23 protein-coding genes and 2 tRNA genes are annotated in these 24550 nt (G+C 67.8%); 22 read left to right on the forward strand and 3 right to left on the reverse strand.

All coding sequences use genetic code 11. From position 1 onward, the window contains the following. Positions 1-64: 64 nt before the first annotated feature. The 19 genes from AC1D1A_RS02235 (at position 65) to AC1D1A_RS02325 (ending at position 16960) form a co-directional block, all read left to right on the forward strand. Positions 65-1612: a bifunctional hydroxymethylpyrimidine kinase/phosphomethylpyrimidine kinase gene (locus AC1D1A_RS02235; protein WP_476947070.1), complete on the forward strand. Its 1548-nt coding sequence runs from the start codon at positions 65-67 to the stop codon at positions 1610-1612. 402 nt (positions 1613-2014) lie between these two features. Further along, positions 2015-2323: a 50S ribosomal protein L21 gene (gene rplU / locus AC1D1A_RS02240; RefSeq protein WP_018773353.1), complete on the forward strand. Its 309-nt coding sequence runs from the start codon at positions 2015-2017 to the stop codon at positions 2321-2323. 61 nt (positions 2324-2384) lie between these two features. Then, positions 2385-2648, forward strand: coding sequence for a 50S ribosomal protein L27 (gene rpmA, locus AC1D1A_RS02245; protein ID WP_009372867.1), 264 nt, complete (start codon positions 2385-2387; stop codon positions 2646-2648). Between the two features lie 117 nt (positions 2649-2765). Continuing rightward, positions 2766-4355, forward strand: a complete 1590-nt coding sequence (gene obgE, locus AC1D1A_RS02250; RefSeq protein WP_079555434.1) for a GTPase ObgE — start codon at positions 2766-2768, stop codon at positions 4353-4355. Further along, positions 4345-5532: a glutamate 5-kinase gene (gene proB, locus AC1D1A_RS02255; RefSeq protein WP_476947035.1), complete on the forward strand. Its 1188-nt coding sequence runs from the start codon at positions 4345-4347 to the stop codon at positions 5530-5532. The genes obgE and proB overlap by 11 nt, the downstream gene beginning before the upstream one ends. A gap of 26 nt (positions 5533-5558) precedes the next feature. Next, complete coding sequence (locus AC1D1A_RS02260; protein WP_476947036.1) at positions 5559-6944, forward strand: glutamate-5-semialdehyde dehydrogenase; 1386 nt, start codon at positions 5559-5561, stop codon at positions 6942-6944. A gap of 80 nt (positions 6945-7024) precedes the next feature. Beyond that, entirely contained in the window at positions 7025-7264 is a 240-nt protein-coding gene (locus AC1D1A_RS02265; RefSeq protein ID WP_230011093.1) for a hypothetical protein, read from the forward strand. Positions 7265-7319: 55 nt separating this feature from the next. Continuing rightward, positions 7320-8003, forward strand: a complete 684-nt coding sequence (gene nadD, locus AC1D1A_RS02270) for a nicotinate-nucleotide adenylyltransferase (protein ID WP_476850133.1) — start codon at positions 7320-7322, stop codon at positions 8001-8003. 7 nt (positions 8004-8010) lie between these two features. After that, entirely contained in the window at positions 8011-9270 is a 1260-nt protein-coding gene (locus tag AC1D1A_RS02275; protein WP_476947037.1) for a hypothetical protein, read from the forward strand. 64 nt (positions 9271-9334) lie between these two features. Further along, a complete protein-coding gene (gene rsfS / locus AC1D1A_RS02280) occupies positions 9335-9736 on the forward strand; it encodes a ribosome silencing factor (protein WP_018773346.1) in 402 nt (133 codons plus the stop codon). 162 nt (positions 9737-9898) lie between these two features. Next, positions 9899-9971: transfer RNA gene (locus tag AC1D1A_RS02285), tRNA-Ala, on the forward strand. 181 nt (positions 9972-10152) lie between these two features. After that, positions 10153-10228, forward strand: a tRNA-Ala gene (locus AC1D1A_RS02290). Between the two features lie 219 nt (positions 10229-10447). Continuing rightward, complete coding sequence (locus AC1D1A_RS02295; protein ID WP_230008769.1) at positions 10448-11269, forward strand: amino acid ABC transporter substrate-binding protein; 822 nt, start codon at positions 10448-10450, stop codon at positions 11267-11269. Positions 11270-11305: 36 nt separating this feature from the next. Continuing rightward, complete coding sequence (locus tag AC1D1A_RS02300) at positions 11306-11971, forward strand: amino acid ABC transporter permease (RefSeq protein WP_476856903.1); 666 nt, start codon at positions 11306-11308, stop codon at positions 11969-11971. Next, positions 11958-12755, forward strand: coding sequence for an amino acid ABC transporter ATP-binding protein (locus AC1D1A_RS02305; RefSeq protein ID WP_476947038.1), 798 nt, complete (start codon positions 11958-11960; stop codon positions 12753-12755). Before AC1D1A_RS02300 ends, AC1D1A_RS02305 begins: the two co-directional genes overlap by 14 nt. A gap of 96 nt (positions 12756-12851) precedes the next feature. Further along, positions 12852-13211 carry a zinc ribbon domain-containing protein YjdM gene (locus AC1D1A_RS02310; protein ID WP_476947039.1) on the forward strand — a complete coding sequence of 120 codons (360 nt, stop codon included), beginning with the start codon at positions 12852-12854 and terminating at the stop codon, positions 13209-13211. Positions 13212-13225: 14 nt separating this feature from the next. Next, positions 13226-14356, forward strand: a complete 1131-nt coding sequence (locus tag AC1D1A_RS02315; protein WP_476947040.1) for an NAD(P)-binding domain-containing protein — start codon at positions 13226-13228, stop codon at positions 14354-14356. A gap of 100 nt (positions 14357-14456) precedes the next feature. Further along, entirely contained in the window at positions 14457-15602 is a 1146-nt protein-coding gene (locus tag AC1D1A_RS02320; RefSeq protein WP_476947041.1) for a class I SAM-dependent methyltransferase, read from the forward strand. 155 nt (positions 15603-15757) lie between these two features. Continuing rightward, positions 15758-16960, forward strand: coding sequence for an ROK family transcriptional regulator (locus tag AC1D1A_RS02325; protein ID WP_476886356.1), 1203 nt, complete (start codon positions 15758-15760; stop codon positions 16958-16960). 18 nt (positions 16961-16978) lie between these two features. On the opposite strand, the gene AC1D1A_RS02330 is transcribed toward AC1D1A_RS02325, so the two are convergent. Further along, on the reverse strand, positions 16979-17176 hold the full coding sequence (locus tag AC1D1A_RS02330; protein ID WP_018773338.1) for a hypothetical protein: 198 nt from the start codon (positions 17174-17176) through the stop codon (positions 16979-16981). Between the two features lie 430 nt (positions 17177-17606). On the opposite strand from AC1D1A_RS02330, the gene AC1D1A_RS02335 reads away from it, so the two are divergent. Then, positions 17607-18596, forward strand: coding sequence for a methylenetetrahydrofolate reductase (locus AC1D1A_RS02335; protein ID WP_476947042.1), 990 nt, complete (start codon positions 17607-17609; stop codon positions 18594-18596). Positions 18597-18654: 58 nt separating this feature from the next. Beyond that, entirely contained in the window at positions 18655-20997 is a 2343-nt protein-coding gene (gene metE, locus AC1D1A_RS02340; RefSeq protein ID WP_476947043.1) for a 5-methyltetrahydropteroyltriglutamate--homocysteine S-methyltransferase, read from the forward strand. A gap of 193 nt (positions 20998-21190) precedes the next feature. Here metE and AC1D1A_RS02345 read toward each other — a convergent pair whose 3' ends face one another. Continuing rightward, positions 21191-21697: a DUF2004 domain-containing protein gene (locus tag AC1D1A_RS02345; protein ID WP_026537142.1), complete on the reverse strand. Its 507-nt coding sequence runs from the start codon at positions 21695-21697 to the stop codon at positions 21191-21193. A 110-nt stretch (positions 21698-21807) separates the two neighbouring features. Here AC1D1A_RS02345 and AC1D1A_RS02350 point away from each other — a divergent pair, with 110 nt between their 5' ends. Further along, positions 21808-23205 (forward strand): aldehyde dehydrogenase family protein, encoded by a 1398-nt coding sequence (locus AC1D1A_RS02350; protein ID WP_476947044.1) that lies wholly within the window; start codon positions 21808-21810, stop codon positions 23203-23205. A 113-nt stretch (positions 23206-23318) separates the two neighbouring features. Here the strand turns inward: AC1D1A_RS02350 and AC1D1A_RS02355 are convergent, their stop codons facing one another. Further along, positions 23319-24239: a LysR family transcriptional regulator gene (locus tag AC1D1A_RS02355; protein WP_476856895.1), complete on the reverse strand. Its 921-nt coding sequence runs from the start codon at positions 24237-24239 to the stop codon at positions 23319-23321. Between the last annotated feature and the right edge of the window lie 311 nt (positions 24240-24550).

Consider the following 24550-nt stretch of genomic DNA (forward strand, 5'->3'; position numbering starts at 1 on the left):
GAATCCGTCCGAGTTCCTCCCGCCCAATTTTCTGCACAACGAGTCTCTGCCGGCCCCGCCGCGCATTCCCCGCGTGCTGGCCATCGCCGGCTCCGATCCCTCCGGCGGGGCCGGAATCCAGGCCGACCTGAAGAGCATCGCGGCGAACGGCGGCTACGGCATGGCCGCCATCACCGCCCTGACAGCGCAGAACACGCAGGGCGTGCGCGCCGTCCACGTCCCCCCGGCGGCGTTCCTCACGGCGCAGCTGGACGCCATCAGCGACGACATCGGCATCGACGCCGTCAAGATCGGCATGCTCGGTGACGCCGCCGTGATCGACGCCGTCCGCGGCTGGCTGGAAAAGGTGCGCCCCGCCGTCGTGGTCCTGGACCCGGTGATGGTCGCCACCAGCGGTGACCGGCTCCTGCAGGAATCGGCCGAGGCCGCCCTGCAGGCCCTCCTGCCGCTGGCGGACCTCATCACGCCCAACCTCGCCGAACTCGCCATCCTGCTCAAGGAACCCGTCGCTGCCGAGTGGTCCGAGGCCCTGGCGCAGGGCAAGCGGCTGGCCGCCCTGACCGGCACCACCGTCCTGGTTAAGGGCGGACACCTCCAGGGCGCCGGGCCGGGGGACGGGCATGCCCACGACGCCGATGCCCACGACGTCGACGGCCACGGCGCCGGCACCGGCTGCCCGGATGCGCTGGTCAACACCGGCGGCCTGCTCGGCCAGGAAACGGTGGTGGTGCCGGGGGAGCGGATCGCGACGCGCAACAGCCACGGCACCGGCTGCTCCCTGTCCTCGGCCATGGCCACCGTGCAGGCCAGGGTGGGGGACTGGGAAGCGGCGCTGCGCGAAGTCAAGCCGTGGCTGCTGGGCGCGCTCCGCGGAGCCTCGGCCCTGGACGTCGGCTCGGGCACCGGCCCGGTCCACCACTTCCACCACCTGCAGCACCTCCAGGCCGGGCAGGGTCCGGCGGCGGGGGAGTTCGCCGCAGCCCTGCGCGCAGGAGCCGCGGGCGATCTTGAGGCGATCTACGCCCTCGACTTCGTCCGCGGACTGGCCGACGGCACCTTGCCCGAGCACGAGTTCGCGTACTACCTCGCCCAGGACGCCATCTACCTCAACGGATACTCGCGGGTCCTGGCCCGGGCCGCGGCGATTGCCCCCACCGAGGCCGAGCAGCTGTTCTGGGCCCGTTCGGCGCAGACCTGCCTGGAGGTCGAATCCGAGCTGCACCGTTCCTGGCTCAGCACGCGCCCCACGGCCTCCACCCTGGGCCCGGTCACGAAAGCGTATGTGGACCACCTGCTGGCCGCCTCGGTCTCCGGCAGCTATGGCGTCCTCGTGGCGGCGGCGCTGCCCTGCTTCTGGCTCTACGCCGAGGTCGGTTCCACGCTGCACCGGGAGTTCCTGGCCGGCGGCGCCCCCGGGGAGCACCCCTACGCCGGCTGGCTGCGGACCTACGCCGACGAGGACTTCGCCGCCGCGACCCGGCAGGCCATCGCGTACACGGACACGGCGGCCGGGCGGGCATCGGAGAGCGAGCGGCAGGCCATGGCCCTGGCTTTCCGGCAGTCTTCGCGCTACGAAGTGGACTTCTTCGACGCGCCGCGGCTGTACGCCTGACGCGAGCTGGTCCGGACTACCGGTACGATGGTGGGGCACGGTTCCGGAAGTCGTTGCGGCAACACAGCTCAAGATGGTCAAGATCCCGGCCAAGAACATTGGCAGGGACTTTGCATCAAGATGTTGTGGCGCCTATCACGGACTACCCGCCGGAACCAGCCTCATTTGCGGCCGAAGGCAAAATTAGCGTATTCTAGATCTTCGGTGCTTACGCCAACACTTGGGTTATGACCCTGAGAACGGTCCGCTTGGAATTCCAAATGGATTTGTTCCGGGGATAGCTCATGGGTTCCCCCGGGGAATCCACCGGCGTTGAGGCACAGCGTGAGCCGGTCCAAACAATTTGGCCCCTGGTTCCGCACGCAAATCTAGTAATAAACGTCGAGAGAAGTGAGTTCCCCAGTGGTGTACGCGATTGTCCGCGCAGGCGGCCGCCAAGAGAAGGTTTCCGTTGGAGACTTCGTTACCCTGAACCGCGTCCCCGGTGGAGCCGGCAGCACCTTTGAGTTGCCCGCACTGCTCCTGGTGGACGGTGACAAAGTCACGTCTGCTGCTGCGGACCTGGCCAAGGTAACGGTTACGGCTGAGATCCTCGAAGACCTCCGTGGTCCGAAGATCGTCATCCAGAAGTTCAAGAACAAGACCGGTTACAAGAAGCGTCAGGGCCACCGTCAGGAACTGACCAAGGTCAAGATCACCGGTATCAAGTAACTCTTCGTTACTGTTCAGGTTCCAGCAGATTCCCCAGAATTTTTGAAGGCAGGCATTTCAAATGGCACATAAAAAAGGCGCGAGTTCCACTCGCAACGGTCGTGACTCCAACGCCCAGTACCTCGGCGTCAAGCGCTTCGGTGGCCAGGTAGTTTCCGCAGGCGAGATCATTGTCCGCCAGCGCGGCACCCACTTCCACCCGGGCGCCGGCGTAGGCCGCGGCGGGGACGACACCCTGTTCGCCCTGACCCCCGGTGCTGTCGAGTTCGGCACCCGCCGTGGTCGCCGCGTTGTGAACATCGTGGCTGCTGCAGCTGCAGAGTAACAATAAGTTCTAAATCGGTGGGGCGGGCCATTAGGTCCGCTCCACCGGTGTTTTAACCGCATTACAATCATCTTGGGCCTCTTTGGGGGTCCGGGGAACAGCACTGAGGAGATCCACGTGGCGAGCTTTGTAGACCGGGTAGTACTGCACGTATCCGGCGGTACCGGCGGCCACGGCTGTGTCTCCGTCCACCGCGAGAAGTTCAAGCCCCTCGGCGGTCCCGACGGCGGCAACGGCGGCAACGGCGGCGACGTCATCCTGCGCGTTGACCCCCAGACCACCACCCTGCTCGACTACCACCACGCGCCCCACCGGCACGCCACCAACGGCGGCCCTGGCATGGGCGACTGGCGCGGCGGCAAAAACGGCGAAACCCTGATCCTTCCGGTGCCGGTGGGCACCGTGGTGAAGTCCAAGTCCGGCGAAGTCATCGCCGACCTCGTGGCCGAAGGCGACGAATACATCGCCGCCGCCGGCGGGATTGGCGGCCTCGGCAACGCCTCGCTGTCCTCCCAGAAGCGCCGCGCGCCCGGCTTCGCGCTGCTCGGCATCGAAGGCGAATCCAGCGACGTCGTCCTGGAACTGAAGTCCATCGCCGACATCGCCCTCGTCGGCTTCCCCTCCGCCGGCAAGTCCAGCTTGATCGCCGCAATGTCCGCCGCCCGGCCCAAGATCGCGGACTATCCCTTCACCACCCTCATCCCCAACCTGGGTGTCGTCCAGGCCGGTGAAGTCCGCTTCACCATTGCCGACGTCCCCGGCCTGATCGAGGGTGCCAGCGAGGGGAAGGGCCTGGGCCACCACTTCCTACGCCACGTCGAGCGGTGCGCCGCCCTGGTGCACGTGCTGGACTGCGGCACGCTCGAATCGGACCGCGATCCGCTCTCCGATCTCGCCATCATCGAGGCCGAGCTGGAGAAGTACGCCGTCGACATGAGCTACAGCGGGTCCGACGGCGAAGTCGTTCCGCTGAACCACCGCCCCCGCCTCGTGGCCCTGAACAAGGTTGACCTGCCGGATGGCAAGGATATGGCCGAGTTCGTCCGCCCGGAGCTCGAATCCCGGGGCTACAAGGTCTTCGAAATCTCGGCGACGAGCCACGAAGGCCTCCGCCAGCTTGGCTTCGCCATGGCTGAAATCGTCAAGGCCGCCCGCGACGCCGTCGCCGCGACCCCGCCGAAGGTACACGCCCCCGTGCTGCGCCCCCGCGCCGTCAACGAGACCGGCTTCACGATCCGCCGCGAGGAAAAGAACCTTGAGCCGCTCTTCCGCGTCCTCGGCGACAAGCCCGTGCGCTGGGTCAAGCAGACAGACTTCACCAACGAGGAAGCGATCGGCTATCTCGCCGACCGCCTGGCCAAGCTCGGCGTCGAAAATGAACTGTTCAAGCAGGGCGCCAAGCCGGGCGACATGGTGGTCATCGGCGAGGACGACGGCGTCGTCTTCGACTGGGAGCCGACCATGATGGCCGGTGCTGAGCTGCTCGCCTCGCCCCGCGGCACCGACGTGCGCTTCGCCGACATCGGCGACCGCCCGACGCGTGGCCAGAAGCGCGACGAACAGCAGGAACGCCGCGACGCCAAGGCCGCCGCCCGCGCCGAGCTCGAAGCCGAACGCAAGGCCGGCATCTGGACCGAATCCGTCAGCAGCCGCCGCGCGCGGCAGCCGCTCAAGGAGAGTGGACTGGGCGAAGCCGATGACGAGTAAGGCCGTCGTCGAGCACCGGTCCCAGCCGCTCAGCGCTCAAAACCTCAAGGCCCAGGCCATCAACGCCCCGGACCGCACCGCGCTGTCCGGGGCGCGCCGGATCGTCGTCAAGGTCGGCTCGTCCTCGCTGACGTCCATCAAGGGCGGGATCTCCGAAGAGGCCCTGACCGGGCTCGCCGACGCTCTGGCGCACAAGCGCAACGCGGGCGCGGAGATCATCCTGGTGTCCTCCGGTGCGATCGCCGCCGGCCTCGCCCCGCTCGGCCTCGAGAAGCGCCCCCGCGACCTCGCCACCCAGCAGGCCGCCGCCAGTGTGGGCCAGGGCCTGCTGATGGCCCGCTACACCCACGCCTTCGGCGCGCACGGTGTCACCGTCAGCCAGGTGCTGCTGACCGCCGATGACTTCATGCGCCGCAGCCAGCACACCAACGCGTTCCGCGCGCTGGACCGGTTGCTGAACCTCGGCGTTGTCCCGGTGGTCAACGAAAATGACACCGTAGCCACCCACGAGATCCGCTTTGGCGACAACGACCGCCTCGCTGCCCTGGTGGCTCACCTGGTCCGCGCCGACGCGCTCGTGCTGCTCTCCGACGTCGACTCCCTGTACGACGGTCCGCCGTCGCACGGCGCGAAGCGGATTCCGCACGTCTCCGGCCCCCACGACCTCGACGGCGTCTCGATCGGCAGCACCGGCAAGGCCGGTGTGGGCACGGGCGGCATGGTCACCAAGGTCGAAGCCGCCAGCATCGCCGCGGGGTCGGGTATCCACGCCCTCGTAACATCCACGGCCAATGCGGCCGCCGCGCTGGCCGGCGAGGACGTGGGCACATGGTTCTCCGTCAACGGCGCGCGCAAGCCGATCCGGCTCCTGTGGCTGGCCCACCTGGCATCCGTGCGCGGCACCCTGGTGCTCGACGACGGCGCGGTCAAGGCCGTCCGCGACCGCCGCACCTCGCTTCTGCCGGCCGGAATCGCCGCGGTGAAGGGCGACTTCGAGGCCGGCGACGCCGTGGAGATGGTGTCCCTGGACAACACCGTGATTGCCCGCGGGCTGGTCAACTATTCGGCCGACGAGCTGCCCCAAATGCTGGGCCGCTCCACCCATGAGCTCGGCAAGGCACTGGGCCGCGGATATGACCGCGAAGTTGTTCATGTTGACGACCTGGTGCTGGTCTAGGTTCCCCCGACGCCTAAACTGGAAGCATGACTGAGGCCCTGACTTCCGCTGCCGTGACTGATGTGCCTGCCGGCACCGTTCCCGCCGGTAACGCCGCGCCCGCCCAAGGATTCGCCGCGGCGCCGGATCCGGCAGCGGCCCCTGGCACGGCAACGGAGACCGAAGCAGCCGTCCACGCGATCGCAGACCGCTCGCGCCACGCTGCCCACAGGATGGCACGCGCCAACCGGGCCTGGAAGGACCGGGGCCTGCGCGCCATCGGCAAGGCGCTTGTGGATCACAAGCACCAGATCCTGGCCGCCAACGCCAAGGACGTCGCGGCCGGCCGGGCCGCCGGCACCAGCGCCGCCCTGCTGGACCGCCTGACGCTGACCGAGTCACGCATCACCGCCCTCGCCGCGGCACTGGAAAACCTCGCTACCCTGCCCGACCCCGTCGGAAACGTCGTGCGGGGCCAGACCCTCCCCAATGGGCTGCGCCTGCGCCAGATCAACGTACCCATGGGCGTGGTGGCCGCGATCTATGAGGCCCGCCCGAACGTCACCGTCGACATCGCCGGACTGGCCCTCAAGAGCGGCAACGCCGTCATCCTGCGCGGCGGATCCGCCGCCGCTGCCACCAACGCCGCCCTGATCACCATCCTCCGGGATGCGCTGGAATCAGTGGGCCTGCCCGCCGACGCCGTCCAATCCGTGGACCAATACGGCCGCGACGGCGCCAACGCGCTCATGCGGGCGCGCGGCCGGGTGGACGTGCTCATTCCCCGCGGCGGGCGCGAGCTGATCCAGGCCGTCGTGACGAACTCCTCCGTGCCGGTCATCGAGACCGGTGAAGGCAACGTCCATATCTTCCTGGACGCTTCCGCCAGCGAGGAAATGGCCGTGGACATCCTCCTCAACGCCAAGACCCAGCGGCCCAGCGTCTGCAACACCGTCGAAACGCTCCTGGTGCACTCCAAGTCCACTGTCCTTCCCGCGGTAGCCGCCGCATTGCGGGCTGCCGGGGTCACCCTGCACGTGGACCAGCGCATCCGCGCCGCCCTGCCGGCCTCGGTCCAGTCCGTGCCGGCCACGGAAGACGACTGGGCCACCGAATACATGAACCTGGACTTGGCCGTGGCCATGGTGGACAGCCTGGACGAGGCCGTCAGGCACATCCGCAAGTGGTCTACCGGCCACACCGAAGCGATCCTGACCAACGACCTCGCCAACGCCGAGCGCTTCATCGCCGAGGTCGATTCGGCGGCCGTGATCGTGAACGCCTCCACCCGCTTCACCGACGGCGGCGAGCTCGGCCTCGGCGCCGAAGTGGGCATTTCCACCCAAAAACTCCATGCCCGCGGCCCCATGGGACTGACCGAGCTGACCACGACCAAGTGGATCGTGCAGGGCGAGGGCCAGATCCGGGGCTAGTAACGCTGTAACATGGAACGGAAGACCGGAACGGCGGACACCTCCGCCGTCGTCAAATTTTGAACTCACTAGGGGAGAACATGCTGTCGCAGCAGATCGCCACTTTCGTCGCCGCCGCCGGCGAATCGGGCCACGAGGAACTCGCACCGCTCATTGCACCGCCGTTTGTCATTGGCGGCACCATGTTCGCGATCCTGGTGGTCCTGCTGCTGATCACCCTGTCCTACTCCAACCTGGGACGGCGCCACGTGGCTGTCGAGGAGCACTCGGACCCGCACCGCCAGCACCCGAACAAGCACGATCACGGCCAAGGTCACTAATATTTCCGCCCCCACGAAGCAGCGCGGCGCCCTGCGCCGCCTGCGTCTGGGTGTGATGGGCGGCACGTTCGACCCCATCCACCACGGACACCTTGTCGCGGCCAGTGAGGTCGCGGCCAAGTTCGACCTCGACGAAGTCGTTTTTGTGCCCACCGGCCAGCCCTGGCAGAAGATGGCCAAGAAGGTCAGCGAAGCCGAGCACCGGTATCTCATGACAGTCATCGCCACGGCCTCGAACCCGCGCTTCACCGTGAGCCGGGTGGACGTGGACCGTCCGGGACCGACCTACACGATCGACACCCTGCGTGACCTGCGGACCCTGCGTCCGGACGCCGATCTGTTCTTCATCACCGGCGCGGACGCCCTGGCCCAGATTTTGTCCTGGAAAGACATCGACGAACTCTGGTCCCTCGCGCACTTCGTGGGTGTAACCCGGCCGGGCCACGTCCTGGACGGCATGGGCCGCAAAGACGTCAGCCTCCTGGAGGTCCCGGCCATGGCCATTTCCTCCACGGATTGCCGCACGAGGGTGGCCGAAGGCAACCCGGTCTGGTACCTCGTGCCGGACGGGGTGGTCCAGTACATCGCCAAGTATGGCCTGTACCACGCCAGCCCCGACGCCGATCGCCTCGAAGCCGGACACGCCGGGACCGCCAACGCCGGAAACGGCGCGGCAGGGACTGCCCCAGCACAGCACGATCCAGCCTTTGAGATAACCCAACCAGCCAGCACTGAATGAGTTTGCCATGAGTCAGGAACAGCCTCCCATCCGCAGCCGCCGCGAATTGCGGCAGGCCAGAGATGAACGTCTGGACACTCCGGGCCCGGGCGAGCCGACGGAGGCCGAAATCACCGGCCGGAGCCGTCGCGTTGCCGACGCCCCGGTGGACTCTGTGCGTGCTGATTCTGTGCCCGCTGGCACTGAGCGGTCTTCCCAGGTCCGGGCACGGGACCGCGCCGCGCTGCGCACCATCAAGGAACTCGCAGAGAAGGAAGGCCAGCTGGCCGGCGGAGGGCCGCCCACGCGACGCCAGTTGAGGCTTTTGGAGCTGGCGACCGAAACGGCCCCGGCCACCCAGGCCAACACCATTGTCCCGGTGTCGCCGCGGACCCGGGCCACCCCGGTGGTTCCCCCGGCCCCGAAGGATGCCGCCTCCAAGGACGCCGCCCCGAAGGGCGCCGCCGCGAAGGACGCTGCTCCGGCTGGGGCGGCCGCCCCGGCGCCCAAGGCTCCCGCGGCCGACGGCGCCGGACCGGGCGGGGCGACGCCCGAGGGCATGACCGTGGAGCAGGCGCTGGCCGCCCGCGAACTCCTCGCGGAGCAGGCCAAGAACCAAGTGGCCAAGATGGAACACATTGCGGCCACGGATCCGGATGCCGTTGATCCGGCCGTCCTGGCCGAGCAGATCGCCCTCGCCGAGCGTGCCGCGATCCTGAACCGCCGCGCCGCCGCCAAGCAGAAGCTTGCCGAACAAAACAGTCAGCCGGCGGCGCCCCGCAACGATCCGACCACGGCCAACAACCTGGCCATGGTCACACCCTTGGAATTCGAGAAGGTTCCCGGCGTGGAGCGGCCCGTCATGAAGCGCCCTGCCACGTCGTACGTTCCGGTTGTCACCAACCCGGGTCCGCGCGTGGACGCGCCACGGAAACCCGGCCTGCGGCGGCCGGGCATCTCCCGCCAGAAGGCCGCAGGTCCCGCGACGGGTTCTGCCGCTGGCAGGGCCGGCGTCCTGGCCCGCGCGGAGGCAGCCGCAAAAGCCGGAAGGGCTAGGCCTGCAAACGCGGCAAACGCTGCAAACGCGGCGGGGGAGGCCGAGGAAAGACTCGTGGGCGGGGAACCCGTGGCCGCGAATGCCGCCTACGGGCTCGAACCCCTGGATGCCGCTACCGCCGGACTCGGCCGGGCGCGCCGCCTGCGCATGCTCCAGCTCGGCGTCCTGGCGGTGGGGATCGTTGCCCTCATCGCCGGCATCACGCTGATCGTCACCGGGCTGGCCCACTAGGTCTCAGGCCGCCACTGGCGCCACATTTTCATCACCATAATTTTTCATCACTACAAGGAGTCCCGTGACTGCAACCGATTCATCCATCACTACCGCCCGCCACGCAGCCCGCGCTGCCTCGGAGAAGCTTGCCGAGGACATCGTGGCCCTGGACGTCAGCGAACGGCTGGCCCTGGCCGACGTCTTCCTGATTGCCTCGGCCCCGAGCGAACGCCAGGTCAACGCGATCGTGGACGGCATCGAGGACGAGCTCTCCAAGTTTGACCAGAAGCCCGTCCGCCGCGAGGGCCGCTCCGGCGGCCGCTGGGTGCTGCTGGACTACTCCAACGTCGTCATCCACGTCCAGCACGAGGAAGACCGCGTGTTCTACGCCCTCGAGCGCCTGTGGAAGGACTGCCCCGTCGTCGATCTGCAGCTCGGCGACGACGCCTCCGCCAAGGCCACCGCCGGCACCGACACGGAGTAGCGCCCGCGTTCAGGCCACCTCCGGACGCCAAACCGGGCCGAATATGCCCGATTTGGAATTTTCCGGAGGGCTGGTCTAAGATATTTGAGTTGCTTCGGAGAAATCCGGACAAAAAACCGGAACATCGCACGTCGGCAGACATGCTCGGAGCAGCGAAAATTCGGGGCTGTGGCGCAGCTGGTAGCGCACCTGCATGGCATGCAGGGGGTCAGGGGTTCGAGTCCCCTCAGCTCCACCGGACAATCCGCCGGAATCGAAAGATTCCGGCGGATTTTTTTGTGCCCGGTTCCATGTTGGATTTTGTGCCCCGTTCCGCACCCCTGTTCCATGAGTCAGCGCGCCGATTAGCGCGAACGCGATTTGTGGTTTAGGCTATTCAGGTTGCTTCAGGGAGGATGAAACTTCCAGGCAAATGAGGGGCTGTGGCGCAGCTGGTAGCGCACCTGCATGGCATGCAGGGGGTCAGGGGTTCGAGTCCCCTCAGCTCCACCAGAAAGGGAATCACCGCCAGGCGGTGGTTCCCTTTTTCGTACCCTCCGCAGCTGTGCAGGACTTCGAAAGTCGCATCCGTCAAGACCGTCTCATGACCGGACGTCATAAACTGTCATTTAGGCTCTCCACCCTGAGCTGGACCTTGCTATCGTCGCTAGGAGACAGCCGCCCTGCGGCTTAGCTGGAAGGCCATTTCCGGCTCCACGACTAAGGAACATCATGAAGCGCACACGACTTTCCGTTATTGGCCTCATCGCCGCTGCAGGACTCGCCCTGGCAGGCTGCGGGTCGGCGTCCACCACCCCGGCCAGCTCAGCGCCGGCAGCCGGTGCGGACACCTCCCTCAGCGACGTCAAGAGCGCAGGCGTGCTCAAGGTCGGCACGGAAGGCACTTACAAGCCGTTCACGTTCCACGCCAACGGCAGCGGTGAGCTGACGGGCTACGACGTGGAGATCATGAACGCCGTCGCCGCGAAGCTGGGCGTCAAGCCCTCCTACCAGGAGACGCAGTTCGACGCCATCTTCGCCGGCCTCGATGCCAAACGGTTCGACGTCGTCGCCAACCAGGTTTCCATCACCGACGAGCGCAAGGCGAAGTACGACTTCTCTACCCCGTACACGGTGAGCACCGGCGTGATCGTCACGAAGTCGGACAACGACAGCATCCACTCCTTTGACGACCTCAAGGGCAAGACCACGGCGCAGTCCCTGACGAGCAACTGGTACAAGCTGGCGCAGCAGAGCGGCGCGAACGTCGAGGCCGTCGAGGGCTGGGCGCAGGCAATCACGCTGCTCAAGCAGGGCCGCGTCGATGCCACCATCAACGACAAGCTGACCTACCTGGACTCCCAGAAGACCGACCACGACGCCGACATCAAGATTGCCGCCGAGACCACCGACAAATCGCTGAGCGCGTTCACCCTGCGCAAGGGATCCACCAGCCTGACCGATGCCATCAACAAGGCCCTCGGCGAGCTGGCGGCCGACGGCACCCTGACGAAGATCTCCCAGAAGTACTTCGACGCCGACGTCTCGAAGTAGCCCTGTGCAAGCCGCAGAGAAACGCCGCGTCCGGGCATGAGCATCAACTGGGAACTCGTGTGGTCATCGCTGGGCCCGCTCCTGACGGGTGCGATCTTCGGCACCATTCCCTTGGCACTGGCCTCGTTCAGCCTGGGCCTGCTGCTGGCTCTGGTGGTGGCCCTCATGCGGCTGAGCCGCAACCGCCTGGTTTCGGCGGTGGCGCGGACCTACATCTCCGTCATCCGCGGAACCCCGCTTTTGGTCCAGCTGTTCGTCATTTTCTACGGGCTCCCTTCCGTCGGAATCACCATCAGCCCCTGGCCCAGCGCCATCATTGCGTTCTCCCTGAACGTCGGCGGCTATGCCGCGGAGGTCATCCGGGCGGCCATCCTGTCGGTTCCGAAGGGCCAGTGGGAGGCCGGCCACACCATCGGAATGTCGCGCCGGCAGACGCTCGTGCGGATCATCCTGCCGCAGGCCGCCCGGGTCTCGGTTCCGCCGCTGTCGAACACCTTCATCAGCCTGGTCAAGGACACGTCGCTGGCGTCGCTGATCCTCGTCACCGAACTGTTCCGCGTGGCGCAGCAGGTGGCGGCCTTCAGCCAGGAGTTCATGCTGCTGTATCTGGAGGCGGCCGTGATCTACTGGGTCATCTGCCTCGTTCTCGCCAGCGGACAGTCCGTCCTGGAGAAGAGATTGGACCGCTATGTCGCCCACTGAACCGCAACCCTCTGGCGTTCCTGTCCCGGACGAGCCGCTCCTGACCGTCACGGGCCTGCGCAAGTCGTTCGGCCACCATGTTGTGCTCAAATCCATCGACCTTGAAGTCCGCCGCGGCGAAGTGGTCACGTTGATCGGGCCGTCCGGATCAGGAAAAACGACAGTCCTGCGCTGCCTGAACGGCCTCGAAGTGCCCGACGCCGGCGTCGCCGAATTCGCGGGGCAACTGACCGTGGACTTCGCCACACCGGTGGCGAAGAAGCAGGTGCTGGCCTTGCGGGACCGCAGCGCCATGGTGTTCCAGCACTACAACCTCTTCCCGCACAAGACCGTCCTGGAGAACGTGATCGAGGGCCCGGTCCAGGTGCAGAAGCGGCCCAAGGCGGACGCGATCCAGGAGGCCCGGGACCTGTTGGCCCGCGTCGGCCTGACCGGCAAGGAGAACAGCTACCCGTTCGAGCTCTCCGGCGGCCAGCAGCAGCGCGTCGGCATTGTGYGTGCCCTCGCCCTGCGCCCGCAACTGCTGCTCTTCGACGAGCCCACCTCTGCGCTGGACCCCGAGCTCGTGGGCGAGGTCCTGACCGTCATCAAGGAACTCGCTGACGAAGGCTGGACCATGGTGGTGGTCACCCACGAGCTCGCGTTCGCCCGTCAGGTGGCCGACGAGGTCATCTTCATGGACGGCGGCGTGGTGGTCGAACGCGGCCACCCCGACACCGTTCTGCGGGACCCGCGGGAGGAACGCACTCGGCAGTTCGTGGACCGCCTGCTGAACCCGTTCTAGGGCGCCCCGCCCACGGCGCGAAGAAGCGGCGAGAAAAAGAGGCGAGAATTCGGGCGGGCACAGGGATGGGCACAGGCGGCGACTAAACTTGGTCGGGTGAACGACTCCCTGCCCCCGTGCCCCGAATGCTCCAGCGAATACACCTACGAAATGGGGGCGCTCCTGGTCTGCCCGGAGTGCGCGCACGAATGGTCCGCATCCGCGGAGACTGACACAAAGGCCGACACCCCCCCGGCCGCGGTCATCAAGGACGCGGTGGGCAACGTCCTCGCCGACGGCGACACCGTCACCGTGGTCAAGGACCTGAAAATCAAGGGCAGCTCCACGGTCATCAAGGTCGGTACGAAAGTCCGCGGCATCCGCCTGGTGAACGGTGTTGGCGACCACGACATCGACTGCAAGGTGGACGGCGTGGGCCCCATGCAGCTCAAGTCCAGCGTCGTCAAGAAGATCTGACCGGGGACACGACCGTGACCGCAGAGACGGTGCGGGCGGCCGACGTCGTCGTGGTCGGCGCCGGCCAGGCGGGCCTGTCGGCGGCCTACCACCTTCAGCGCCGCGGCTTCGTCCCGGCCGGCGCTGACCCGGCCGGCCCTGACATGGCCGGCCCGGCCCCGGCCGGGACGTACATCGTTCTCGACGCCGAGGACGGCCCCGGCGGAGCCTGGCGGCACCGCTGGAAGAGCCTGCTCATGGCCACGGTGAACGGCATCAGCGACCTCCCGGGAATCCCGCAGCCCGATGTGGACCCCGCCGAGGCCAGCTCCAGTTTCCTCACCCGCTATTTTGGCGGGTACGAGCACGACCTCGGCCTCGCGATTGAGCGGCCGGTCAAAGTGCAGTCGGTGAGCCGCGAGGACGATGACCCCGCCGGGCGGCTGAGCATCGCAACCTCCCGCGGCCGGTTCTCTGCCCGCGCCCTCATCAACGCAACCGGCACCTGGACCCGGCCGTTCTGGCCCATCTATCCGGGCAAGGCCAGCTTCCGCGGCCGGCAGCTGCACGTCGCCGACTACGTATCCGCCGACGAATTCCGCGGGCAGCACGTCATCGTGGTCGGCGGCGGGATCTCGGCCGTCGGGCTGCTCGATGAGATCTCCAAGGTCACCACCACCACATGGTTCACGCGCCGGGTACCGGTTTGGCGCGAGGCCGCGTTCGACCGGCAGGCCGGCCGCGACGCCGTCGCCCTGGTCGAGGAGCGGGTGCGCCAGGGCCTGCCGCCGCAGAGCGTCGTCTCGGTGACGGGCCTGATCTGGACCCCGGCCCTGCGCGCCGCCGCCGCGCGCGGCGCCCTGGACCGGCACCCCATGTTCACCGCGATCGAACCCGACGGGGTCCGGATGGCTGACGGCAGCTTCCTGGCCGCCGGGGTCATCCTGTGGGCCACGGGATTCCGTGCCGAACTCGAACACCTCGCCCCGCTGCACCTGCGCGGACCCGGCGGCGGCATCGCGATGAACGGCACCCAGGTCGCGGGCGAGCCGCGGGTGCACCTCGTCGGCTACGGGCCTTCCTCGTCCACCATCGGCGCCAACCGGGCCGGCCGGGCCGCCGTCGCCGGAATCGTCCCCCTGCTGGCCCGGTCCGGTATAACGTAAAACGTAAGACCTGCAGAGCAGCGCCGGGGGAGGCCTCACACCCGGCTCCCACTGCCAGCACCCATACCCAAGCCCGAGAAGAAACGGCGGCACAACGCGCGTGGCGGACAACAGCTTCGAATCCCTCTTTGCCCGGCTGAGAAGATTCCCCGACGTCGAGGCCGACAACCTGCAGGCCTGGGACGCCACGGACAGGCTCCTGCTGGACTCTGCCCTTGAGATGCCCGCGGCCGGCCTGCTGCAGCCCGGCGGCCGGCTCGCCGTGGTGGGGGACCGGTACGGTGCCCTGACCCTCGGCGCACTGACCCTCGGGGCGGACGCTGTGCGCGTCCAGCAGGACCTCATCACCGGTGAACGGGCACTGCGGGCGAACGCCGGGGCCCTGGGCATCGACGGCGGCTTCGAGCACCTCCCGCTGGGCGCCGAACTGCTGGAGGGAGCCTCCCTGGTCTTGCTGCAGTTGCCGCGGTCCCTGGCGGAACTTGAGGAAATCGCCGACGCCGTGGCCCGCTACGCGGCGCCCGAGGTGGTGCTGGTCGCGGGCGGACGCGTCAAACACATGAGCCTGGGCATGAACGCCGTCCTGGCGCGCTACTTTGAGGATGTCCAGCCCCAGCTGGCGCGGCAGAAATCACGGCTCCTGCTGGCCCGGAGCCCCAGGCCGGTCCCGGCCGCGCTGCCCTTCCCGGTCACTGAGGTCAACGACGAACTGGGCCTCACGGTCTGCGCCCGGGGCGCCGTCTTTGCCGGCACCGGGCTGGATATCGGGACCAGGTTCCTGCTGGACTTCCTGTCCCGGATGCCGCACGCCACCCATGCCGTCGACCTTGGCTGCGGCACCGGAATCCTCGCCGCGATGTACGCCCGCGCCAACCCCGGCGCCCGCGTCACCGCGACCGACCGGTCCGCCGCAGCTGTCGACTCAGCCCTGGCCACCTCCCGGGCAAACGGCCTGGACGGTCGGATCGACGTGCTTCAGGACGACGCCATGAGCTCCCTCCCGGACGCCAGCGCGGACCTGGTGCTGCTCAACCCGCCCTTCCACCTGGAAGCGGCGGTCCACTCCGGCGCGGGGATCAAGCTGATCGAAGCGGCCGGCAGGGTGCTTGCCCCGGGCGGGGAGCTCTGGACCGTGTTCAACAGCCACCTGCACTACCGGCCGGCCCTGGAACGGCTGATCGGTCCCACCCGCGAGGCCGGCAGGAATCCAAAATTCACGGTCACGGCCAGCACCCGGCGGCCTTGACGCAAGAAACTTTGTGTCGGTAAAGCGCAAGTGTGGGCGCACGCCTGCACGTAACGTACGATTCTGACAACTGCTGTGCGTGGCCAAAACGTTTAGAGGTATCAGTGACCGAGTTCCGGCAACCCTCGCCGAGGCGAGGGACCAACCTACCGAAGATGGGCGACTTCAACCTCACAGTCATCCTCGACGCCATCCGCCGCACGCCCGGCGGGCTGAGCCGGGTGGAACTGGCCCAGATTGTCGGACTCTCGCCGCAGACCATCTCCAACATTTCCCGGCGGCTGCTCGACCAGCACCTGATCGTCGAAGCGGGCAAGGAAGGCACCGGACCGGGCAAGCCCAGGACCATGCTCCGGCTGAATCCCGCCGGGATGTACGCCGTGGGCGTGCACCTGGACCCGGCCGTCCTCACGTTCGTCGTGCTGGACCTGCTCGGCGCCGTCGTCCGGCACTCACGGATCACCACCCCGCCCGGCACCGACCCCAGGGCTGTCATTGACACCATCGCGGGCGAAATCAAGAGGCTCATCCTGGACTCCGGGGTGGACCCGGACCGGATCGCCGGGCTCGGGGTTGCGTCGCCGGGGCCCATCGACCTCAACGAGGGCGCCGTCGTGGACCCGCCGCTGCTGCCGGGCTGGGACCACGTGGGGCTGCGGGATGGCCTCGCGGAAGCCACGGGCCTGTCGACACTCATGGACAAGGACGTCACCAGCGCAGCCGTGGCCGAAACCTGGGCCGGGGGCCCCAGCGGCGAGGGCAGCTTCGTCTTCATGTACATGGGGACCGGGATCGGCTGCGGGATCGTGCTCAACGACGAAGTCGTCCGCGGGACCTCGGGCAACGCCGGAGAAATCGGGCACATCATCGTCGACCCGGGCGGTGCCCTCTGCGACTGCGGGCAACACGGCTGCGTGAAGTCCTCCGCCATTCCGCAGGTCCTCGTGGCGCAGGCTGAGGCGGCCGGGATATTGAATGGTTCACTCCAGGACAGGAGTGCGCCGGCAGTTCAGGAACGTTTCGCCGAGTTGTGCGCGATCGCCGAAGCCGGCAACGACGCAGCCAAGGAAATCATTCGTGGGTCCGCAGTGCTCGTGGCCCGTGCGGTGTCGGTCGTCACCAACGCCCTGGACGTGGACCGGGTAGTGTTCGGCGGCCCGTTCTGGACCTGCCTCTCAGCGGCTTACCTCGAGCTGGTCCCCGGACTGGTTGAGGCGAACAGTGCCACCCGGAGGATCCATGGGATCGAAGTCGTGGGCACGGGGGTAGGCGAGGACGTCGGCGCCGTCGGTGCGGCCTGCCTGGTGCTCGAACACACGCTGGCTCCGCGTTCCCAGCGCCTGCTCCTGGGCGACTAGACAGGGGCTAACCGGGCGTCAGTCGATGTCCTCAACCACCGTCCCATACGGGATGGTGTCATCCAGATGCGCCTGGTGGCCATGCGGAAGCACGAGAATCCGGACCCCGTGCAACCTCTCTGCGGCCGACTGCATGAGCACGGGCCGGACGGTGTTGATGAAGCTCTCGCTCTTGCCGGCGAGGTACTGCTGGTAGCTGGCTGGAAGCTGGATCATGGCAACAGGATAGTCCTGCCGGGGTGCGTTGGGGAGAGCAGCCGCGCGGGGCGAAAATGCCGTCTTGGGCGAACATTGTTCTGCCCGGCGCCGCAAACGGCCGTAAAGGTGCGTCTTAATTCGGGGACCGACTTGAAGGGCCCCACGGCCCGGCCTTAGAGTTCTATACAAGTTACCTCAGTAACGTGTCAGCGATCCTCCGCTGAAAGCTGCCCCCGGGCGGCCCAGGAGGGTGTGGGTGCCCCCATGTGGGCCTGACATTTGCTCACGGACAACTTCGTATCAGGCGTAACAGTCGCGGCTGCGCCCTGCTGAAGTTCCCTCCGTGTTCCCCAAACTCAATTCACTGACGACGGAGTTTCCGTTTCTGGTTCCGGTCCTTCGGGGCTTCCGGATCTCCCGGCGGCAGTGTTCAAAGCCAAGGACGCAAATGTCACCACCAAGCCTTATCGATACCTATCCCAATCTTGCCGGCGCGGCCCCTGTTGCGCTGTCCTACGAGCTGTTCCCGCCGCGGTCGCCCGCAGCCGCGGAATCCCTTTGGACCACCATCGGCGAACTGGAAGCCACGGACCCGGACTACGTGTCCGTGACCTACGGCTCCAACGGCTCCAACCGCAGCACCGCCGTCGATCTCGTCAACCGGCTCGTGCAGGAAACGACGCTCCGGCCCCTGGCCCACCTGACCTGTGTGGGGAATTCACCGCAGGAACTGGCGGAGATTATCGGCGAACTGCTCGACGTCGGCGTCCGGGGCATCCTCGCCCTCCGCGGCGACCGGCCCAAGGATGGAGAAACCCCGCCGCCGGGATCGCTCCGGTACGCCCAGGACCTGATCGAACTCATCCGCCGCGTGGAGCAGCGCCGTTCGGCGCTGTTGTGCGCCGGCAGGGTCGCGGTCGGCGTCGCCGCCTACCCGACCCGGCACCCGGAATCCCCGAGCGAGGCGCACGACGTCGAGGTCCTGCTGGCCAAGCAGCGCTCCGGCGCCGACTTCGCCATCACCCAGGTCTTCTTCCACACCGAGCAGTACGCCGACCTCCTGGCCCGGGCACGCCGGGCCGGGGTGACCATCCCGATCATTCCCGGGGTCATGCCGCTCACCAGCCTCCGGCGGCTCGCCCGGCTCGGGGAACTGACCGGCGTCGAACCGGCCCCGGAACTCATCGAACGCCTCGCGGCTGCCGACACCGACGCCGAACGGACCCGGATCGGGGTCAGCGCCACCGTTGATCTCGCCAACGCAGCCCTGGACGCCGGAGCCCCCGGCATCCACCTCTACACGTTCAATGAGCACGCCGCGGCCCTGGACGTGCTGGACAAACTCGCGCTGCCCCGCCCGCACCGCGGAAACCGGCACAGCGGCAACAAGAACAGCGGCAACCGGCACACGGCCAGCCGCCGCCAGCTCGCCAGCTGACCGCGCCAAGACAACACAACTTCCCTCCGCACCACACCACCAACACTTAGGACTTCCCATGACTGCACTGAACACCCCCAACCCCACTCCGTTCCCGGCTGCCTCGATCCTGGGCTACCCGCGCATCGGCCGCCGCCGCGAACTCAAGAAGGCCGTCGAGGCCTACTGGGCCGGCAAGATCGACGCCGCAGCCCTGGACGCCGCCGCCAAGGAAATCCAGCTCGGCACAGCCAAGCGGCTCCAGGGCCTGGGCCTGACCGAAGCCGCCGCGGTGCCCGGCACCTTCTCCTACTACGACCAGGTGCTCGACGCCGCCGCCCACCTCGGCGCTGTGCCGGCCCGCTTCGGGAACCTCCTCAACGCGCAGGGCCAGCTCGACATCGACGGTTACTTCACCCTGGCCCGCGGCAACAAGGACCAGCAGCCACTGGAAATGACCAAGTGGTTCGACACCAACTACCACTACCTCGTGCCGGAAATCGGGCCGGAAGCCAACTTCGCGCTGACCTCGAACCGGATCGTCGAGGAATTCGAATACGCTCTCGCCAACGGCGTCGAGACCCGCCCGTACATCGTCGGCCCGGTCACGTTCCTGCTGCTGAGCAAGGCCTCCGACGACGCCCCGGCCGGCTTCAGCCCGCTGTCCCGCCTGGAGGACGTCCTCCCGGTCTACACGGCGCTGCTTCAGAAGCTCGCCGCCGCCGGCGCCAGCTGGGTCCAGCTCGACGAGCCCGCCCTCGTGGTGGACCAGGACACCCCGGCCGTGGAAATCCAGGCCGCCGTCGCCCGCTCCTACGAGGCCCTGGCCGCCGCGGCCCAGCGCCCGCAGCTTTTCGTCTCCACCCCGTACGGCGCGCTCAACGGCCAGCTCGGCACCCTCGCCGCCACCGGCATCGACGCCCTGCACCTGGACGTCTTCAAGGGCGAGGTCCCGTCCGCCGCTGCCCTGGCCGCGCTGGGCAACAAGACCCTCGTTGCCGGCGTCGTGGACGGCCACAACATCTGGCGCAACGACCTCGCCGCCTCCGCGAAGAAGATCGCCGAACTGAAGAACTCGGTGGCCAAGCTGGCCATCAGCACCTCCACCTCCACGCAGCACGTCCCGCACGACGTCGACGAGGAAGTCCAGCTCTCCGAGCAGCTGCGAAGCTGGCTGGCTTTTGCCGACCAGAAGGCCGTTGAAGTCGTCACCCTCGCCGGTCTGCTGACCGACGCGGCAGCCGTCCAGCCCGCCATCGACGAGGCCACCCGCGTCATCGCCTCCCGCGCCGAGGCCGAAGGCGTCCGCCGCGGCGACGTCCGGGCCCGCACCGCCGCCCTGACCGGCGCCGACTTCAACCGCTCCGCCTACTCTGTCCGCGAGGCAGCCCAGGACAAGGCGCTGCACCTGCCGCCGCTGCCCACCACCACCATCGGCTCCTTCCCGCAGACCGGCGAAATCCGCACCGCCCGGGCCCGCGCCAACCGCGGCGACCTCACCACGGAGCAGTACGAGCAGCTCATGAAGGACGAGATCAAGCGCGTCGTTCAGCTGCAGGAAGAGCTCGGCTTCGACGTCCTGGTCCACGGCGAGCCCGAACGCAACGACATGGTCCAGTACTTCGCCGAGAACCTCGAAGGCTTCGACGTCACCGTCCACGGCTGGGTCCAGTCCTACGGCTCGCGCTGCACCCGACCGTCCATCCTGTGGGGCGACGTCACCCGCAGCGCCCCGATCACGGTGAAGTGGGCCGAGTACGCGCAGTCCCTGACCAGCAAGCCGATGAAGGGCATGCTCACCGGCCCGGTCACCATCCTGGCCTGGTCCTTCGTCCGCGATGACCAGCCGCTCGGCGAGACCGCCAACCAGGTGGCGCTGGCCCTCCGCGACGAGATCGCCGACCTCGAAGCGGCCGGCATCAAGGTCATCCAGGTGGACGAGCCCGCCCTGCGCGAGCTCCTGCCGCTGCGCAAGGCCGACCAGGCCGCGTACCTGGACTGGTCCGTGAAGTCCTTCCGGCTCTCCACCGCAGGTGCCGCGGACGCCACCCAGGTCCACACGCACCTGTGCTACTCCGAGTTCGGCGCCATCATCGACGCGATCGACGGCCTCGACGCCGACGTCACCTCGATCGAGGCCGCCCGCTCCCGCATGGAGGTCGTCCACGACCTCGAGTCCCACGGCTTCGGCCGCGGCGTTGGCCCGGGCGTCTACGACATCCACTCGCCCCGGGTCCCGGGCGAACAGGAAGTCACCGAACTGCTCAGCACCGCCGTCAAGCACGTCCCTTCCCGCCAGCTCTGGGTCAACCCGGACTGCGGCCTGAAGACCCGCGGCTACGCCGAGACTGAAGAGTCGCTGCGCAACCTCGTCACGGCCACCAGGACCGTCCGCGCCGAACTGCTCTCAGCCGCCAAGTAACAGGCCACCAGGCAAGCAGCCGTCAAGGAGCCCGCTCCACGCACAAACGACGCCGGCCGGTCACCCTCCAAGGTGACCGGCCGGCGTCGTACGTACTTGATCATCGATTGCTGGGCAGCCGCCGTTTTGAGCGCCCGGAAGGGCATCTACGGAGCAGTCGATGCAGGACTGCCAGCGACTCAGGATGCCCGGGTCAGGACTCCCAGAGGATTTCGTCGTCGACGACGCCGTCCTCATCCGCGGAAGCGACGAGGACCTCGTCGGTGAAGTGCTGGCCCAGCGTGAAATCGAGGACGAAGTAGCGTTCCGGCTGGCCGGGGTAGATGCCCACGTGGCCGAGCTTGAGCGCCTTGAGGAAGACCTCGTCGGTCAGCTGGCTCTTGTCCTCGACGCCGAAGACCTTCTTTAGGTGTTCGTCCTTGATCGCGTTGCAATGGAAGTGGCGGTACTCCTGCGGACTGGTGCCTTCCTGGTCCAGTTCCTCGGCGATCATTTCGCGGACCTGGTCCACGAGTTCGGGCAGGAAGCGCAGGCGGTAGTCAACTTTATGCATGGCCGCTTCATCGAAATGGTCATGCGCGTTGACATTCAGGTCAAGCTCCACGGTCTGGCCCGCCAGCTCATGCGTGGCGGTGAGATTATGCTCCCGTCCGTGGTTGAGCTCGACCTCGCCGAAGTGCTTGCTCGCTACCTTGTTCATATCTTCAACATAGTCCTGAAAACCGGACCATTCCAGCGTTGGCAGGGTTTTCCGTACCGGAGTCACCGGTACCGGACCGGCGGACGGCCGCATGACTGTACATTGATCGGATGCAGCATGTAATCTCACCCGTCGGCCGTGCCCGGGCCGCGTTCGACGCCGGGACCACCCGCCCGCTCACCTGGCGGCTGGATCAGCTGCGCCGGCTGCGGCGCATGCTCGCGGAGCGGCACGCGGACTTCGCCGAAGCCCTCTCCCGCGACCTGGGCAAGCACCACACCGAGGCGCAGCTCGCGGAGATCGGGTTCGTGGACGCCGAGGCGGCGCACCTGGAGCGGCACCTCGAAGGCTGGCTCCGGCCCCGCCGCGTGCCGGTGCCGCTGGCAGTGCGGCCGGCCCGCGCCTGGACCGAACTCACCCCGCTGGGCGTGGTGCTGGTGATCGGGCCGTGGAACTACCCGCTGCAACTGCTGCTCGCCCCGCTCGCCGGCGCCCTGGCCGCGGGAAACACCGTGGTCCTCAAGCCGAGCGAACATGCCCCGGCCACCTCGGCCGTACTGGCCCGCTGGATTCCCGAATACCTGGCCGGCGCCGCCGAAGTGGTTGAGGGCGGCATCCCGGAGACCACCGCCCTCCTGTCCGAACGCTTCGACCACATCTTCTTCACCGGGGGAGAAGCCGCGGCCAAGGTGGTCATGCGCGCGGCGGCCGAGCACCTGACCCCGGTGACGCTGGAGCTCGGCGGCAAGTCCCCGGCCTACGTCGATGCATCCACGGACCTGGCCACGGCGGCCAAACGCATCGCCTGGGGCCGGTTCATGAACGCCGGGCAGACGTGCGTCGCACCCGACTACGTCCTGGCCCGGGAGGAGGTCCTGGAGCCGCTGCAGGCCGAGCTGATCAAGGCCGTTACGGCGCTCTTCGGACCTGACCCGGCGGCGAGCCCGTCGTACGGCCGGATCGTCGATGACCGCCACTTCGCACGGCTCGCGGCCCTCGCCGACGCCAGCACGGTGGTGCACGGCGGACAGCGCGACGCCGCCAGCCGCTACTTTGCGCCGACCCTGCTGCGCCCGGCGCCCGGCGACGCCGTCATGGCGGAAGAAATCTTCGGACCCCTGCTGCCACTGGTGCCCGTGGACGGGCTCTACGCGGCCATCGAGGAGGTCAACGGGCGCGCCAAGCCGCTGGCACTCTACGTCTTCAGCAACGATCCGCAGACGCGCCGCGCCTTCGCCGGGCGGACCTCGTCGGGGGCCCTGTGCTTCGATGTACCGGCGGCCCACCTGTCAGTCCCCGGGCTTCCCTTCGGAGGGGTCGGCGGCAGCGGCATGGGGGCCTATCACGGGGAACATTCGGTGCGGACGTTCTCGCATGAGCGCCCCACCCTGGACAAGCCGCTGTGGCCGGACACGCTGGAACTGATCTACCCGCCGTACACCCGGACCAAGCACCGGATCATCGACGCACTCGTGGCGCCGGTCGGGAAGCGGGCCAGGAAGCGCTGAACGGCGCCGGCCTAACCGGGCCTCCACGCCGGCCCATTCGACCTCGACCCACCGCTGCCCGGTCCGTTCCGCCTGGTCCTTTCCGTCCGGTTTTTCAGCCCGGTCCCTTCGGCTCAGTCCCTTCCCGTGGTCCCGGGCCGGTGCATCGTCTCGGCCAGCAGCTCCACGAACAGCTGGACCTGGGCCGTCCGCTTCTCGTTGATCAGCAGGGCGAAAACATTCCGTGCCAGCCGGATCTCCGGCACATCGAGGACCACCACGCCGGCAGGCCGGTGCCGCAGGGCGAGGTCGGGGACCAGGGCGGCGCCGAGCCCGGCGGCCGCCATCTCAAGGCTCGCGTGGAAGTCATCGCTGTAGGCCACCACGCGGGGGTGCAGGTTGCAGCTCGCGAAGAGCCGTTCAATCACCGTGGCGTCGGACGTGCCGGGGTGGTGCATGATCCAGGGCATGTCCGATAGGTGCGGCGCGGCGACCTTGGAATCCGTGCCGATGCCCCAGGCCGCCGGCAGCACCACGCGGAAGTCGTCGTCGCCGATCCACTGCCGGTCCACGGTGTGCGGCCAGGCGAGGCCGGATTGACCCACCTGGTACACCAGGGCGACGTCGAGTTCGCCGCCGGTCCGCAGCCCCTGGATGGTCTGGGCCGGTTCCGCGACCGAGACCCGCAGGTCGATGCCGAGCTTCTTCCAGGCCGGGTTCCGCAGGATCGGCGGCAGCACATAGGTGGCGAGGCTCGGGAAGATGCCCAGCCGCAGCTCCTGGCTGGGACTTTCCTGCGCCCGGGAGGCGGCGGCCATCAGCGTCTCGATGTCCGTCAGGACCTTGGCGGCGTGCCGGGTCATGACGATGGCGGCTTCGGTCGGCTGGATGCTGCGGGCCGCGCGCTGGAACAAGGTGACGCCGGTGTCGCGTTCCAGTGCCGACATTTGCTGGGAGACGGCCGAAGCCGTGTAGCCCAACCGGGTGGCGGCGGCCGCAAACGATCCAAGCCGGATCACTTCCACAAGGGTCCGGAGATGGACGGGGTTGATCAAGGGTTGCCCTTCGCCTGGTTGCGGGTCCACGGAGACGGGACCGGAATTCCCGCTTCATTGTGGCATATCCGGCCCTCCGGCGGCCGTGCCGGGCTGCGTGCTGATGTGTCTGCCGGAAGGTCCGCACGGAAAGTCTGCGCTGCGCGGCCGGGCCCATGCAGGAGAATCCGAGGAACCCAACTCGAGTGGCAGCTGACGGCGTCACTGGCGAGGGTCTGACAGCAGAACTGAAAAATCCCACATTCATACTCATCCGGCCGCCCGACGGCACCGAATTGCCCATAAGAGACTTCGGGCCAGACAACAGGAGC

It is taken from the genome of Arthrobacter sp. P1_B9 (assembly GCF_056406495.1).

Excerpts from the sequence above, each read along its gene's own strand:
- rpmA (WP_009372867.1), top strand. The coding sequence starts at position 2,385 with ATGGCACATAAAAAAGGCGCGAGTTCCACTCGCAACGGTCGTGACTCC.
- proB (WP_476947035.1), top strand. The coding sequence starts at position 4,345 with ATGACGAGTAAGGCCGTCGTCGAGCACCGGTCCCAGCCGCTCAGCGCT.
- AC1D1A_RS02260 (WP_476947036.1), top strand. The coding sequence starts at position 5,559 with ATGACTGAGGCCCTGACTTCCGCTGCCGTGACTGATGTGCCTGCCGGC.
- AC1D1A_RS02265 (WP_230011093.1), top strand. The coding sequence starts at position 7,025 with ATGCTGTCGCAGCAGATCGCCACTTTCGTCGCCGCCGCCGGCGAATCG.
- nadD (WP_476850133.1), top strand. The coding sequence starts at position 7,320 with ATGGGCGGCACGTTCGACCCCATCCACCACGGACACCTTGTCGCGGCC.
- AC1D1A_RS02275 (WP_476947037.1), top strand. The coding sequence starts at position 8,011 with ATGAGTCAGGAACAGCCTCCCATCCGCAGCCGCCGCGAATTGCGGCAG.
- AC1D1A_RS02295 (WP_230008769.1), top strand. The coding sequence starts at position 10,448 with ATGAAGCGCACACGACTTTCCGTTATTGGCCTCATCGCCGCTGCAGGA.
- AC1D1A_RS02300 (WP_476856903.1), top strand. The coding sequence starts at position 11,306 with ATGAGCATCAACTGGGAACTCGTGTGGTCATCGCTGGGCCCGCTCCTG.
- AC1D1A_RS02325 (WP_476886356.1), top strand. The coding sequence starts at position 15,758 with ATGGGCGACTTCAACCTCACAGTCATCCTCGACGCCATCCGCCGCACG.
- AC1D1A_RS02330 (WP_018773338.1), bottom strand. The coding sequence starts at position 17,176 with ATGATCCAGCTTCCAGCCAGCTACCAGCAGTACCTCGCCGGCAAGAGC.
- AC1D1A_RS02335 (WP_476947042.1), top strand. The coding sequence starts at position 17,607 with ATGTCACCACCAAGCCTTATCGATACCTATCCCAATCTTGCCGGCGCG.
- metE (WP_476947043.1), top strand. The coding sequence starts at position 18,655 with ATGACTGCACTGAACACCCCCAACCCCACTCCGTTCCCGGCTGCCTCG.
- AC1D1A_RS02345 (WP_026537142.1), bottom strand. The coding sequence starts at position 21,697 with ATGAACAAGGTAGCGAGCAAGCACTTCGGCGAGGTCGAGCTCAACCAC.
- AC1D1A_RS02350 (WP_476947044.1), top strand. The coding sequence starts at position 21,808 with ATGCAGCATGTAATCTCACCCGTCGGCCGTGCCCGGGCCGCGTTCGAC.